At 67.3% G+C, this 14,554-nt stretch carries 11 protein-coding genes; 7 read left to right on the top strand and 4 right to left on the bottom strand.

The annotated features are described in order from the left end of the window. Window positions 1-3 precede the first annotated feature (3 nt). The 4 genes from G6N58_RS08845 to G6N58_RS08830 form a co-directional block, all read right to left on the bottom strand. Entirely contained in the window at window positions 4-1,473 is a 1,470-nt protein-coding gene (locus tag G6N58_RS08845; protein ID WP_115278979.1) for a glutamate synthase subunit beta, read from the bottom strand. Continuing rightward, the gene (gene gltB, locus G6N58_RS08840; RefSeq protein WP_115278980.1) at window positions 1,466-6,085 is read right to left on the bottom strand and encodes a glutamate synthase large subunit; all 4,620 of its coding nucleotides are present in this window, start codon (window positions 6,083-6,085) and stop codon (window positions 1,466-1,468) included. Before gltB ends, G6N58_RS08845 begins: the two co-directional genes overlap by 8 nt. 632 nt (window positions 6,086-6,717) lie before the next feature. Further along, window positions 6,718-7,065: a WhiB family transcriptional regulator gene (locus G6N58_RS08835; protein WP_115278981.1), complete on the bottom strand. Its 348-nt coding sequence runs from the start codon at window positions 7,063-7,065 to the stop codon at window positions 6,718-6,720. Window positions 7,066-7,242: 177 nt separating this feature from the next. Beyond that, window positions 7,243-9,999, bottom strand: coding sequence for an AAA family ATPase (locus tag G6N58_RS08830; protein WP_232067790.1), 2,757 nt, complete (start codon window positions 9,997-9,999; stop codon window positions 7,243-7,245). Window positions 10,000-10,114: 115 nt separating this feature from the next. On the opposite strand from G6N58_RS08830, the gene G6N58_RS08825 reads away from it, so the two are divergent. From G6N58_RS08825 to G6N58_RS08795, 7 genes are all read left to right on the top strand, one after another. Beyond that, complete coding sequence (locus G6N58_RS08825; protein WP_115278982.1) at window positions 10,115-10,675, top strand: TetR/AcrR family transcriptional regulator; 561 nt, start codon at window positions 10,115-10,117, stop codon at window positions 10,673-10,675. 70 nt (window positions 10,676-10,745) lie between these two features. Next, window positions 10,746-11,156 (top strand): nuclear transport factor 2 family protein, encoded by a 411-nt coding sequence (locus G6N58_RS08820; RefSeq protein WP_163908025.1) that lies wholly within the window; start codon window positions 10,746-10,748, stop codon window positions 11,154-11,156. A 9-nt stretch (window positions 11,157-11,165) separates the two neighbouring features. Beyond that, window positions 11,166-11,768 (top strand): sigma-70 family RNA polymerase sigma factor, encoded by a 603-nt coding sequence (locus tag G6N58_RS08815; RefSeq protein WP_163908023.1) that lies wholly within the window; start codon window positions 11,166-11,168, stop codon window positions 11,766-11,768. A 20-nt stretch (window positions 11,769-11,788) separates the two neighbouring features. Beyond that, window positions 11,789-12,454 (top strand): cutinase family protein, encoded by a 666-nt coding sequence (locus G6N58_RS08810; RefSeq protein WP_115281629.1) that lies wholly within the window; start codon window positions 11,789-11,791, stop codon window positions 12,452-12,454. A gap of 46 nt (window positions 12,455-12,500) precedes the next feature. After that, window positions 12,501-13,514, top strand: a complete 1,014-nt coding sequence (locus tag G6N58_RS08805) for a zinc-dependent alcohol dehydrogenase family protein (RefSeq protein WP_232067788.1) — start codon at window positions 12,501-12,503, stop codon at window positions 13,512-13,514. A 65-nt stretch (window positions 13,515-13,579) separates the two neighbouring features. Beyond that, on the top strand, window positions 13,580-13,792 hold the full coding sequence (locus G6N58_RS08800) for a hypothetical protein (protein ID WP_115278985.1): 213 nt from the start codon (window positions 13,580-13,582) through the stop codon (window positions 13,790-13,792). Window positions 13,793-13,915: 123 nt separating this feature from the next. Beyond that, entirely contained in the window at window positions 13,916-14,548 is a 633-nt protein-coding gene (locus G6N58_RS08795; protein ID WP_115278986.1) for a hydrolase, read from the top strand. Window positions 14,549-14,554 lie beyond the last annotated feature (6 nt).

Raw genomic sequence — 14,554 nt, 5'->3', positions numbered from 1 at the left:
GGGTTACCGCTGCGGCGCCGCCGTGGGAGTGATCGGTGCCGGCAGCGCCGTTTCGCCGACCAGGAACGCATCCACCGCGGCGGCGGCGGCCCGCCCCTCGGCGATGGCCCACACGATCAGCGACTGCCCCCGGCCCATGTCGCCGGCGACGAACACGCCCGGGACCGTGCTCTGGAAGTCGTCACCGCGGCTGACATTGCCGCGCGCGTTCAGTTCGACGCCCAGATCGGTCAGCAGACCTTCCCGCTGCGGCCCCACGAAGCCCATCGCCAGGAACACGATGTCGGCTTCGAGTTCGAAATCGCTGCCCTCGACCTTCTGGAACTTGCCGTCGACCATCTCGACCTCGTGCACCTTCAGGGCGCGGACGTTGCCGGACTCGTCACCGAGGAACGCCTCGGTGTTGACCGAGAACACCCGTTCGCCGCCCTCTTCATGCGCCGAGGACACCCGGAACATCAGCGGGTAGGTGGGCCACGGGGTCGAGTCGGCGCGCTCCTCCGGGGGCCGGGGCATGATCTCGAACTGGTGCACACTGGCGGCGCCTTGACGATGTGAGGTGCCCAGGCAGTCGGCACCGGTGTCGCCGCCGCCGATGATCACGACCTTTTTGCCCTTGGCGGTGATGGGCGGTTCGCCGTCCTCACCCAGAACCGGATCACCCTGCTGCACCCGGTTGGCCCACGGCAGGAACTCCATGGCCTGGTGGATGCCGTTCAGTTCGCGGCCGGGGATCGGCAGATCCCGCCACGCCGTCGCGCCACCGGACAGCAGCACCGCGTCGAAGTCCTCCTGCAGTTGCTCGACGGTGACGTCGACACCGACGTTGACGCCGGCCCGGAACTCGGTGCCTTCGGCTTCCATCTGCTCGAGGCGCCGGTCGATGTGCCGCTTTTCCATCTTGAACTCGGGGATGCCGTAGCGCAGCAGCCCGCCGATGCGGTCGGCGCGCTCGAACACCGTCACCTGATGTCCGGCGCGGGTGAGCTGCTGGGCGGCGGCCAGGCCGGCCGGCCCGGAGCCCACCACGGCCACCTTCTTGCCGGTCAGCGTCTCCGGGGGCAGCGGAACCACCCAGCCCTCGGCGAAGGCGTTGTCGATGATCTCGACCTCGACCTGCTTGATGGTCACCGCATCCTGGTTGATGCCCAGCACGCAGGAGGCCTCACACGGCGCTGGGCACAGCCGGCCGGTGAACTCGGGGAAGTTGTTGGTGGCGTGCAACCGTTCGATGGCTTCGCGCCAGCGATTCCGGAACACCAGGTCGTTCCACTCCGGGATCAAGTTGCCCAACGGACAGCCGTTGTGGCAGAACGGAATCCCGCAGTCCATGCACCGCGACGCCTGCACCTGCAGGGTGTCGTGACTGAACTCCTCGTAGACCTCTTTCCAGTCCTTGAGGCGCAACATCACCGGTCGGCGCGACGGCGTTTCGCGAACGGTGTGCTTCAGGAAGCCGGCCGGGTCACCCACGAGCGGCCGCCATGATCGCCTCGGACACGTCGCGGCCCGACTCCTGTGCCTCGGCCATCGCCTGCAGCACCCGCTTGTAATCGCGCGGCATCACCTTCACGAAATTCTCCTGCTCTGCCTGCCAGTCGGCGAGGATCCGTTTGCCGATCGACGAGTCGGTGGCCTCGACGTGGGCGCCGACGGTGTCGTGCAGCCACGTGCGATCCGCCTCGTCGAAGGCGTCGAGTTCCACCATCTCGGTGTTGAGGTTGTCGCCCAGCTCGCCCGCCGGGTCGTAGACATAGGCCACCCCGCCGGACATACCGGCAGCGAAGTTGCGTCCGGTCTTGCCGAGGATCACCACCCGACCGCCGGTCATGTATTCACAACCGTGGTCACCGACGCCTTCGACCACCGCGTGCGCGCCGGAGTTGCGCACGGCAAACCGTTCGCCCACCACTCCGCGCAGGTAGGCCTGGCCGCTGGTGGCGCCGAAGAGGATCACGTTGCCGCCGATGATGTTCTCCTCGGCGGCGTAGTCCGCCGGCACTGTGTCCGACGGGCGGACGACGATGCGGCCACCCGAGAGTCCCTTGCCCACATAGTCGTTGGCGTCGCCGTGGACCCGCAACGTGATGCCCTTGGGCAGGAAAGCGCCGAAGCTGTTTCCTGCCGACCCGTCGAAGGTGATGTCGATGGTGCCGTCGGGCAGGCCGTTGGCTCCGTAGGCCTTGGTGACCTCGTGTCCCAGCATGGTGCCCACGGTCCGGTTCACGTTGGCGATGGTGGTCGAGAAGCGCACCGGCGTCTGCGAATCCAGCGCCTCGCGGCACTGCACGATCAACTGCTGATCCAGCGCTTTGTCCAGGCCGTGGTCCTGACGCGAGCTGCAGTACAGGTCCTGGTTCATGAACGCAGACTCGGGTTCGTGCAGCACCGGCGACAGGTCCAGCTTGTGGGCCTTCCAGTGCTCGGCGGCCCGGGTGGTGTCCAGGGCGTTGACCTGGCCCACGGCTTCGTTGAGGGTCCGGAAACCCAACTGCGCCATCAGCTCGCGGACTTCTTCGGCGATGAACATCATGAAGTTCTCCACGAACTCCGGCTTGCCGTTGAAGCGCTCGCGCAGCAGTGGGTTCTGGGTCGCCACGCCCACCGGGCAGGTGTCGAGGTGGCAGACCCGCATCATGATGCAGCCGGACACCACCAGCGGCGCGGTGGCGAACCCGAACTCCTCGGCACCCAGCAGGGCAGCGACCATGACGTCGCGGCCGGTCTTGAGCTGACCGTCCACCTGCACCACGATGCGATCGCGCAGACCGTTGAGCAACAGCGTCTGCTGCGTCTCGGCCAGCCCCAGCTCCCAGGGCGCACCCGCGTGCTTCTGCGACGTCAGCGGCGTCGCGCCGGTGCCGCCGTCGTGGCCCGAGATCAGCACCACGTCGGCGTGCGCCTTGGAGACGCCGGCGGCAACCGTCCCGACGCCGTTCTCCGACACCAGTTTCACGTGAATCCGTGCTTGCGGGTTGGCGTTCTTCAAATCGTGGATCAGCTGCGCCAGATCCTCGATGGAGTAGATGTCGTGGTGCGGCGGCGGGGAGATCAGCCCCACGCCGGGGGTGGAGTGCCGCACCTCGGCCACCCACGGGTACACCTTGTGCCCCGGAAGCTGTCCGCCCTCACCGGGTTTGGCGCCCTGGGCCATCTTGATCTGGATGTCGGTGCAGTTGCTCAGGTAGTGCGACGTGACACCGAACCGTCCGGAGGCCACCTGTTTGATGGCGCTGCGCCGCCAGTCGCCGTTCGGGTCGGCCTCGAAGCGGGCGACGTCCTCGCCGCCCTCACCGGAGTTGGACCGTCCGCCCAGGCGGTTCATCGCGATCGCCAGCGTCTCGTGCGCCTCGGCGGAGATCGAGCCGTAGCTCATGGCGCCGGTGGAGAAGCGCTTGACGATCTCGCTGGCGGGTTCCACTTCGTCGAGCGGGATGGGTTCGCGCACACCGTCTTTGAACTTCAGCAGGCCGCGCAGCGAGGCCATCCGCTCGCTCTGGTCGTCCACCAGCGCGGTGTACTCCTTGAACACCTTGTACTGCCCGGTGCGGGTGGAGTGCTGCAGCTTGAACACCGTGTCGGGGTTGAACAGGTGGTATTCGCCCTCGCGACGCCACTGATACTCCCCGCCCACCTCGAGTTCGCGGTGGGCGCGCTCGTCGGGTCGCTCCAGGTAGGCCAGCTCGTGGCGGCTGGCCACGTCGGCGGCGATGTCGTCGAGGTCGATACCGCCGGTGGGACAGTGCAACCCGCTGAAGTACTCGTCGAGCACCCGCTGGTTGACGCCGACGGCCTGGAACAGCTGGGCGCCGGTGTAGGAAGCCAGCGTGGAGATGCCCATCTTGGACATCACCTTCAGCACTCCCTTGCCCGCGGCCTTGACGTAGTTGGCCTTGGCCTGGTCGCTGGTGAGCCCGGTGATCACGCCGCGGTCGATCATGTCCTCGATGGACTCGAACGCCATGTAGGGGTTGATGGCCGCCGCGCCGAAGCCACAGAGCATGGCCATGTGGTGCACCTCGCGGGCGTCGCCGGACTCGACCACCAGACCCACCTGGGTGCGGGTGCGTTCCCGGACCAGGTGGTGGTGGGTGGCGGCCACCGCGAGCAGCGACGGGATGGGAGCCAGCCACTCGTTGGACTCGCGGTCGCTCAGGACGATGATCCGGGCGCCGTTGCGGATGGCCTGGGACACCTTCTTGCGGACGTCCTCGAGCGCGCGCCGCAGCCCGACCCCGCCCTCGGCGACCGGGTACAGACAGCTCACCACGGCTGCGCGCATGCCGTGTTTGCGGCCGCGGATCTCGTGGTCAGGGTCGACGTTGACCAGCTTGGCCAGCTCGGCGTTGCGCAGGATGGGCTGCGGCAGCACGATCTGGCGACAGGATTCGGCGTCGGGGTTCAGCAGGTCGCCCTCGGGACCCACGGTGCCCTGCAGGCTGGTCACCACCTCTTCGCGGATGGCGTCCAGCGGCGGGTTGGTCACCTGCGCGAACAGCTGCTGGAAGTAGTCGTAGAGCATCCGCGGCCGCTTGGACAACACGGCGATGGGGGTGTCGGTGCCCATCGAGCCCAGCGCTTCGGCTCCGGTGCGCGCCATCGGCGCCACCAGCAGGTTCAGCTCCTCGTAGGTGTAGCCGAAGATCTGCTGGCGCGCGACCACGCGGTGGTGTGGCATCCGGACGTAGTTGCCCTGCGGCAGGTCGTCGAGGTGGAACAGTCCGGCGTCCAGCCACTCCTGGTAGGGGTGCTCGGCGGCCAGTTCCGCCTTGACCTCCTCGTCGGAGACGATGCGGCCCTGTGCGGTGTCCACCAGGAACATCCGGCCAGGCTGCAGCCGCATCCGGCGCACCACCTTCGACGGCTCCAGGTCCAGCACGCCGGCTTCGGAGGCCAGCACCACCAGGCCGTCGTCGGTGACCCAGATGCGCGACGGCCGCAGGCCGTTGCGGTCCAGCACCGCGCCGATCACGGTGCCGTCGGTGAAGCAGACCGAGGCCGGGCCGTCCCACGGTTCCATCAGAGAGCCGTGGTACTGATAGAACGCCCGGCGGGCCGGGTCCATGGTCTCGTTGCGCTCCCAGGCCTCCGGGATCATCATCAGCATCGCGTGGGCGACGCTGCGTCCGCCCAGGTAGAGCAGCTCGAGCACCTCGTCGAAGCGGGCGGTGTCGGAGGCCCCGGGGGTGCAGACCGGGAAGATCTTGTTCAGGTCGTTGTGGTACCCGAAGACGTCGGTGTGGATCAGCGCCTCGCGGGCCCGCATCCAGTTCTCGTTGCCGTTGACGGTGTTGATCTCACCGTTGTGGGCGACCATCCGGAACGGGTGCGCCAGCGGCCAGGACGGGAAGGTGTTGGTGGAGAAGCGCGAGTGCACGATGCCCAGCGCGCTGGTCATCCGCTGATCCTGCAGATCCAGGTAGAAGGCCCGCAGCTGCGGGGTGGTCAGCATGCCCTTGTACACCAGGGTGTTGCCGGAAAGGCTTGGGAAGTAAACGGTTTCGCGTCCGGGGCCGTCCTGGCCGGGTCCGCGGGTGCCCAGTTCGTGCTCGGCACGCTTGCGGATCACGTAGGCGCGCCGTTCCAGCTCCATGCCCGATTCCCCGGCGATGAACAGCTGACGGAAGGTGGGCATGGCGTCGCGGGCGAGCGCACCGAGCGACGACTCGTCGGTGGGCACGTCGCGCCAGCCGAGCACCTTGAGACCCTCGGCCTCGACGATCTTCTCGACGGCTTCGCACGCCCGGGTGGCGTCCTTGCGCGACTGCGGCAGGAACGCGATGCCGGTGGCGTACTGGCCGAGCGGCGGAAGCTCAAAGGCCTCCTTCTCCTGCACTACCGCGCGCAGGAACTCGTCGGGCACCTGGATGAGGATGCCCGCGCCGTCGCCGGTGTTGGGTTCGGCGCCCTGGGCGCCGCGGTGTTCGAGGTTGAGCAGTGCGGTGATCGCCTTGTCCACGATGTCGCGACTGCGACGGCCGTGCATGTCGGCCACCATGGCCACACCACAGGAATCGTGCTCGTAGGCGGGGTTGTACATCCCCTGGGGTCCTCTTGCCACCGGCGGTCCCACCTGGCCCTTCATGAAGAGAGACGGACTATGTGTACTGCTTGCGGTGGTTGTCCACGCTCACCGCAACTCGAGAGGCTTTTGGCTGCGGCCCCTCGGTTCGCTCCTTCGTGCTGTCGTGACCCGCGGCTTCCGTGCAGCGCTGAACGGCGGCCCATCACGGGGTCATGACAAAGTCGTAAAACGATATGCCAAACGGGGGCTGACATGCCAACTTAGCGCACCCTAACTTTTGTTTGCGGGGCCGCCGCGGCGATTGTGTCCATCGCCGCGGCTGCAAGGCCAAATCGGCTGCGGAACAGCACCTTTGGACATTGTGCAGCTAGATGGGCGAGTGACCCCGGTCACCCCGTGCCCCACATCAATTGCTTAGGTAATTAGCTGGAAGCCCCCGTCCGGCGGCTGCCCTGCGGATTTCGTCGCGGCGCGACGCCCTGACCGGCGGCGGAACAGGTTGTTGTGCGCGCGCGTCGCCATCACCAGCAAAGACCCGGTTTGCGCGAGATCTGACGCAATTCTTAGACAGCACCCGAATGACCGGAACCATGGCGACCCCTCGCCGGCCCCCTGCGCCGCCTGCCATGGTTCCGGTCCGGCCGTGCGAGATCAGGATGCCCGCGGATCGGTACACCGGCGCGCGTAGTGCACTACCTGTCTGGATCGACGTCTGGCGCCAGGCCCAGATCCTCAGGGCGCAGGCGACGCCGCTTGCGCACCGGGTAGCCGCCGCGCTGAGCCAGCGAGGTCAGCTGCTTCAAGGCGAAGGTGCGCCCGCGACCGGCTTCCGGGAGCAGGATTCCCGCCCAGATGCCCTCGGCACCCGGCGTTTCCACCGCGTCCCGCGCGCACAGCCAGCGCCGGGCGCAGCCCCGGCAGATCGCTTTGGCCAGATCGGCGGACGGCCCGTCAGTGGCCGACATCCAGCGGTCGGGGTCGGCACTGCAGGCGCCGACGATCTCCGCGACAGAATCACCGTGGTGCAGGGCACGGGTCATGGCCAATCCTCCCCAGGCGCGCAGCGCCGATAAAACCGTAGCGCCCGTTTCCGTAGCACTGAAACGGTAAGCAGCGGTGTACCCGATACTTTGCGTGAGTAATCACTTCGCTCCTGCCGGTCAGGCAACCCGGTTGGTGAGGTCGCGGCAAGTCACCCCCGGGGAGCAGACGTCTGCTCAGAGCAGGGGCAGTTCCCTGAGCTGCCGGCGCGAGGTGATGCCCAGCTTGCGGAAGATGTTTCGCAAGTGGGTTTCGATGGTGCGTGGGCTCAGGAAGAGTTGCGCACCGACTTCCCGGGAGGTGGCCCCGGTCGCGACCAGCCGGGCGATGGTCAGTTCCTGGGCGGTGAGCGCATCGGTGGGTTGGGCGGTGCGCTTACGGGCGGACTCGCCGGTGGCGCGCAATTCGCGCGCCGCACGGGCGGCGAAGGCTTCTGCACCCATGTCGGTCAGGAGCCGGTGTGCGGTGCGCAGTTGTTCGCGGGCGTCATGACGGCGGCCTTCACGGCGCAGCCATTCGCCGTAGACGAGGTGGGAGCGGGCCAGGAAGACGCCCATCCGGCACTGTCGCAGCCGGTCGATCGCCTCGCGGTAGTGCTCTTCGGCATCGGCTTCCGCGGTGATCAGCGCTCGAGAACGCGCCGCGACGCCGAGAGCCCAGTCGGTGCCGCTGGCGTGAGCATGCCCGCCGAGCTCGTCGGCGGCGCGCCGAGCGGTGTCTGGGTCGCCGGCGCGGGCGGCCGCCTCGACGAGCTCGTGCAGTGCCTGACTCCTGATCGACAGGTCGTATGTTTCGCAGGCTCGCGCCGCTGCGTCCTGCGCTGCCGGATAGTTGCCGCGGCTGTTGTGCAGCACCGCGAGCCCACCCATGGCCACGGTGGTTTCGATACCCCGCGGGCGTGGTGTTGCGGCCGTGATGTTCTCCATGTCGCGGCCGCGCCAGGCGCCCAGCAGGGTGTGGGCATAGCTCAGCGGTACGACGCCCAACGCGTGGGATATCGCCGCGGCCTCGTCCGCCAGCTCGGCGGCGCGCGAGAGCTCGCCGGTGTAGATGCGCGCACACGACGCCGTGACCAGCGCGGCGGGCAGCGTGGCAAGGGCACCGGCTTGGCGGGCGAGTCGTACGTACCGGTCGGCCAGGACAATGACCATCTCGTCGTCGAAGAGTGCTGCTGCAGTGCGCGTGGCGAGCCACAGCCAGTTGCCGGCGTCGCCGGCGCGGACCGTCTCGACCGAGAGCACCTGCTCGCGAAACGCATCGAGCGCCTGCCGCAGGACCGGCGCCCCGACTGCGAATCCGCGCCTGTGCACCACCACCAACCCGCCCAGCAGCAGGTCTGCCGGACCTGGCGCCTCGGTGGGCGCAGGTGCCGCGCCGGCAGCTCCGGCGATCTCGAGCAGGCTGGGACCCGACCCCGAGGCGCCGGTGATGGTGGCCGCATCGAGGGCCTGCAGGTAGGTCTCCCGGGCCAGCGCGGGGTCCAGGGGATCCAGCAACCGAGCGGCGCCCAGCAGCATTCCCGGAGCTTCGCTGCCGTGGGTGAGGTGAAACGTGATCTGAGCGCGCAGCAGTTCCAAGCGGGCGCGGTGCAGCGCATCCAGCTGACCGGCGTCCAGACTCTCCAGCAGCGTCAGCGCGGCGTGCGACGCACCGGCGCAGTGCTGGGCATTGGCAGCATCCAGGGAACGTCGTGCCCGTAGAGCGGGGTCCGGCGTCAGCTCGGTTGCCCGCCGCAGGAATGCCGCGGCGGCACCGAACCCGCCGCGCGCCAGGGCGCGATCAGCCGAACGTTCCAGGTCGGTGGCGGCCTGTTCGTCGGTGCCCAGGACCGACTGTCCGCGGTGCCACGCGCGGCGGTCCGGATCGGTCTGCGGATCGGTGGCGGCCGCCAGGGCGAGGTGGGCACGTCGAAGCTCCGGTGCGGTGGCAACACGGCAGACGGCCGAACGCACCAGAGGGTGGCGGAACCGAACTCGGGTGTCGATCTCCAGCAGCCCGGCAGTTTCCGCGGGAGTGATTGCGCCCCAATCGATTCCCAGATGGTGCGCTGCGCGCCAGAGCAGCCCCACATCGCCGGTCGGTTCAGAGGCGGCCACCAACATCAGCTCTTGTGTGTCAGCGGGCAGACTGCTCGAGCGGCGCGCGAATGTGTCCTCGATCCGGCGTGGCACGCTCATGATGTCGGGGCGTTCGAACCCACCGGCCATCTGCACGCCGCTGGGCAGTTCCAGCAGGGCCAGCGGGTTGCCGCGCGCCTCGGCGATGATGCGTTCGCGCACTCTGCGATCGAGCGGTGCGCACACAGTATTGCTCAGCAGGACCCGCGCATCGGCGTCCGCGAGCCCGTCCAGGCGTATCTCGGGTAGTCCGGCCAACAGGTCCGCACCGCTGTTGCCCGGCTCGCGCACCGAGAACATCAGCACCAGCTGTTCGGCCGCCACCCGCCGCGCCACGAACGCCAGGACCTGGGCCGACGCCTGATCCAGCCAGTGCGCATCGTCGACGAGGCACAGCATCGGCCCGTGCTCGGCGAGGAGGTTGAGGATGGCGAGTCCGACCAGGAAGCGGTCCGGTGCGGGACCCGGCTCACGGCCCAGCGCCACACCGACTGCGGCGTGCTGCGGCGGTGGGAGGGTGTCGATTCGGTCCAGCAACGGTCCGCACAATTGGTGCAACCCCGCAAACGCAAACTGCGTCTCGGATTCCACTCCGACCGCGGATTCCACCCGAATACCCAGGGGGACAGCGGTTGCGCGCGCGTACTTCAGGAGCTCCGTTTTGCCGATGCCCGCTTCGCCGCGCACCACGAGCACGCCGCTGCGCCCCGTCGGAGCCGCAGTCAGAAGGGTGTCGACCGCAGCGCGTTCGGCGCGTCGACCCAGCAGGCCGCAGGGCGCAGCGTCGTCCTGCGAAGTGCTCAGCCCGACGGACACGAAAGAGTCCTTCCTGAGGCGGGGTCAAAGAAACGATACGAGACGGTCCGCACCGAGTCAACAGCTGCCTCTGGGCACGAGGCCGGCGATGTCGGTGCTCGTCTAAGTTCTTGCTATGCCGGCCAACCGCAGCGAGCAGTCGCGTCGCGCCATTCTCGACGCGTCGATGTCCCTGATCGGCGAGCTCGCGTACGACAACATCTCGATCGAGGCGATCGCCCGGCGGGCAGGCGTGAGCAAGCAGACCATTTACCGCTGGTGGCCATCCAAAGGTGCGGTGATCCTCGAAGCGGCGACCGAAAGCCTTGGCAGCGTGGTATCGCTGCGCGATACCGGCAACATCGTCGCCGACGTCCGGACCCAACTCACGGCGATCCTGGAGCTGATCACGACCACCGACTTCGGCGGGGCGTACCGGTGTCTGATCGCTGCCGGGCAGTCCGACTCCGACCTCCGGCACGCGCTGTTCGATCAGATCATCGCACCGAACATCGAGGACTTCGGCGCGCGTGTCGCCTCGGCGCAACAGCGCGGCGAGATGAGCGCCGACGCTGACTGGCAGGCCATGCGCGACCTGCTCTACGGGGTGATCGAGTACCGGCTGGTACACGCCATGCCACTGGAACCGGCATACATCGACCGCATCCTGAGCATCGTTTTCCAGCAGGCTCGCTGACCCGCCCGACGGACCGCGTACGGGATTCTCACCGACGCGAAGGGAAGGCTGACCCTGCGAGTCTGTGTTTGTGGACGACATCCCCCAGGGGCTTTCGGCATTCCTGGCCGCGCTGCAGGCCGGCGATGCCGTCGGCGCAGCAGCGCACATCGCCGAGTACGTCATCCTCGAGACCCCCATCGATGCTGCGCCCATCGTCGGCCGCGACAAGGTGGGAAGCATGCTTGCTGCGATCTTCGAGGTCGTCGATGATGTCACCGTCACCGAAATCCTGATCGGGGACGGGGATTTTGCGGTCGTGACGAACGCCAGGATGGGTTCTGAGGATCTCGACGGTATCGACCTGATCGGCATCAACGCTGAAGGCAAAGTCGCCTCGATGACCTGCCATCTGCGGCCGATGCGCGCCATCGTCGCACTGCAGAACCGCTTGGCAGCCCTGAGTGGACGTCCGGCGCTGACGCTGATCGAAGAGCCGTAGGAGATCATCATGAGCAACCTGCGAAGCGCTGCACGTCTGCACAGCGCAGACCCCGACGGTACCGACGCCGAACTGGCCGCACGGTTCGAGCGTGAGGTGATGCCGCTCATGGACACGCTGTTGGGTGGGGCAATGCGGATGACCCTGCAGCGTGCCGACGCCGAAGACCTGGTGCAGGAGACCATGGTGCGGGCGTTTGCGGGTTTTCGGACCTTTCAACGAGGAACGAACCTCAAGGGGTGGCTCTTTCGCATCCAAGCCAACGCCCACATCAGTGGTCACCGCAAGCGGATGTGCCGGCCTGCCGAGGTCCCCATCGACACCGTCGGCGACCGGCAGCTGCTCGACGGCGCACCGGGAGCGTTGCGCTCCGCGGAGGTCGAGGTATTGGAGACGTTGCCCGACGTCGCCATCGTCAGAGCCCTGGATGCCCTGCCCATCGAGCACCGGATGGCGGTGTACTTCGCCGACGTCGAGGGCCTGAGCTACGAGCAGATCAGCGCGATCATGGGTACCCCGGTGGGCACGGTCACGTCCCGACTGCACCGCGGTCGATCCCAGTTGCGCGTCTTGTTGCGCGCCCTCGTCGATGATCGTGGGGACCGCGCGTGACACGCCGATCGCTCTACGCGATGGCCGTCGGTGCGGCGGCAGCCGCACTGTTCATCGCCGTGACCCCGGGACGGGCAGAGGGAGAGCCGGCCGTCTCGATCACCGGCTGTTCTGATGTCGAAGTTGTCTTCGCGCGCGGCACGTTCGAGGGTCCCGGTGTCGGGAGGGTCGGCGAGGCTTTCATCGAGGCGCTGCGCCAACGACTACCCGGCCGCTCCGTCGGCGTGCACGCCGTGCGTTACCCCGCATCCGCTCAGTTCGAGCTCGCGGCGCAGGGCATCGCGGATGCGAGCAATCGACTGCGTGACCTCGCAGCCACCTGCCCCGGCACCGAGATCGTCCTCGGCGGCTACTCCCAGGGCGCGGCCGTGAGCGGGTACGTCACCAGCGAGACCGTTCCCGCCGGATATGCCCTGACCGCGCTGTCCGCGGACGTCGCCGAGAGCGTCGCCGCTGTGGTCCTGTTCGGTAAACCCTCGCCGGAGATCCTGCGGTTGCTGCGGCACGACGCGCCACCCATGGCGATAGGTCCCGCTTTTCTCGACAAAACCCTGGATCTGTGTGCACCGAAAGATCCGGTGTGCGAGCCGGGTGCGTTCGACCGCAGCGCCCACAGCGCCTATGTGGTCAACGGAATGGCAGGCAGGGCAGCCGATTTCGCTGCCGAGCGGCTGCGCAGCGGTTGACCGAACCACCCTGTCCACGAACCACCCACGAGATGAGGAATCGCACATGAGCACGAGCATGATGACCGCCGTCGTTCTCACCCGCTTCGGCGCTGCCGACAGTTTTGAACTGCGCTCCGTCGCTGTTCCCGAGGTCGGGCCCCGCCAGGTCCGGGTACGCGTTCATGCGACCGCGGTCAATCCGCTTGACTACCAGATCCGTCGGGGTGACTACGCAGACCTCGTGGCACTCCCGGCGATCATCGGACACGACGTCTCCGGGGTGATCGAGGAAGTCGGATCACACGTCAGCGAGTTCCACATCGGCGATGCGGTGTACTACACGCCGAAGATCTTCGGCGGTCCCGGCTCGTACGCCGAGCAGCACGTCGCCGACGTGGATCTGGTCGCCCGCAAACCGGACAACCTCAGTCACCTCGAGGCGGCGAGCCTGACCCTGGTCGGTGGAACGGTCTGGGAGGCCCTGGTCGACCGCGCCGGACTCACCGTGGGGGAGACGATCCTCATCCACGCCGGCGCGGGTGGAACGGGGACGATCGCGATACAGGTGGCGAAAGCAATGGGCGCGCGGGTGATCACCACCGCGAAAGCCGCCGATCACGACTTCGTCCGCTCCCTCGGCGCGGACGCGGCGGTCGACTATGCCTCGGCCGATTATGTCGATGCCGTAGCCGAGCTGACCCGGGGTCAGGGAGTCGATGTCGTCTTCGACACGATCGGCGGTGACACCCTCACCCGAAGTCCCTTGATACTGGCCGATTTCGGGCGTGTCGTCAGTATCGTCGACATCGCCCAACCCCAGAATCTCCTCGAGGCCTGGGGCAAGAACGCCGCCTACCACTTCGTCTTCACCCGGCAGAATCAGGCGAAGCTGGACGCGCTCACCGCGCTGGTGGAGCGTGGACTCGTCAAGCCGGTCATCGGCGCAACCCTCGAGCTCGCTCGAGTGGGCGAGGCGCACGAGATCTTGGAGAATCGGCGAGCGTATGCGCTGCATGGCAAGGTCGCCATCGATGTCGCGGGCGACACCGTCGATGTCCCGCCCCGGGTCTCCCGGTAACAATGGTGGCTGTCGCTCATTAGTCGCTCAGAGGCGGGCACATCGAGACTAGGTACTCGGCGCTGATGGCGGCGTTGCCCACTTTCAGCCACTCCGACACCCGACACACAGCGCCTCGCCGACACTGGCGGTGCGCTTCTGCGTTCGGATTCGCCACCGCCATCGCCGCGGGCGTGCTCACACTTTTCGGATCTGCGCCCCTCGCGATGGCCGCCCCCACCTCCGACAACCAGTTCGCCCCGGTGAACACCAAGGCCGTGTACGTCGACGTCCGCTGACCGAACGCATCACCGTGCCGCCCCGCGTTATCCGGGGCGGCATCTGGTGTCTCAGGGATTCTCACGGACGCGAAGGCGGCACCCGCTCCGCGAGTCTGAAGCTCTCGACGACAAGGAGTTTCCATGACGAGCCAAGCCATTCGCGACCCGAAGTTCGACAACCTTCTGACGCCGGAGAATTCGGCTTTTGTCATCATCGACTACCAACCGATTCAGGTCAGCTCCATCCGCTCGATTCCGCAGGATGAGCTGGTCTTCAACATCGTCGGCTGCGCCAAAGCAGCCGTGAATTACGGGCTACCGGTTGTGCACTCGACAGTGAATATCGAGACGGGGCGGAACAAGCCGCCGATACAGCCCCTCATGGACGTCCTGGGCAACTACCCCACCTATGACCGCACGTCGATCAACAGCTGGGAGGACGTGGAGTTCAGGCGAGCCGTCGAGGAGACGGGCCGCAGGAAGTTGATCATGACGGCACTGTGGACGGAGGCGTGTCTGACGTTTCCTGCCCTGGACGCCATCGATCAGGGTTACGAGGTCTACATCCCCGTCGACGCGGTCGGCGGCACCTCGGTCGCGGCGCACCGAGCGGCACTTCGCCGTGTCGAACAGGCGGGCGCCACACTGATCAGCCGGGTGCAGATGTACTGCGAGCTCCAGCGCGACTGGAATCGCGACGAAACGTTGACCGGCTTCATGGACGTATTCGAGAGTTCTGACGGCTTCAACCCCGAGAAGAACATCCAAGGCTGAGGTCCC

This window comes from Mycolicibacterium tokaiense, assembly GCF_010725885.1.
Classification (GTDB): domain Bacteria; phylum Actinomycetota; class Actinomycetes; order Mycobacteriales; family Mycobacteriaceae; genus Mycobacterium; species Mycobacterium tokaiense.
This window is presented reverse-complemented; position numbering and strand designations above follow the sequence as displayed.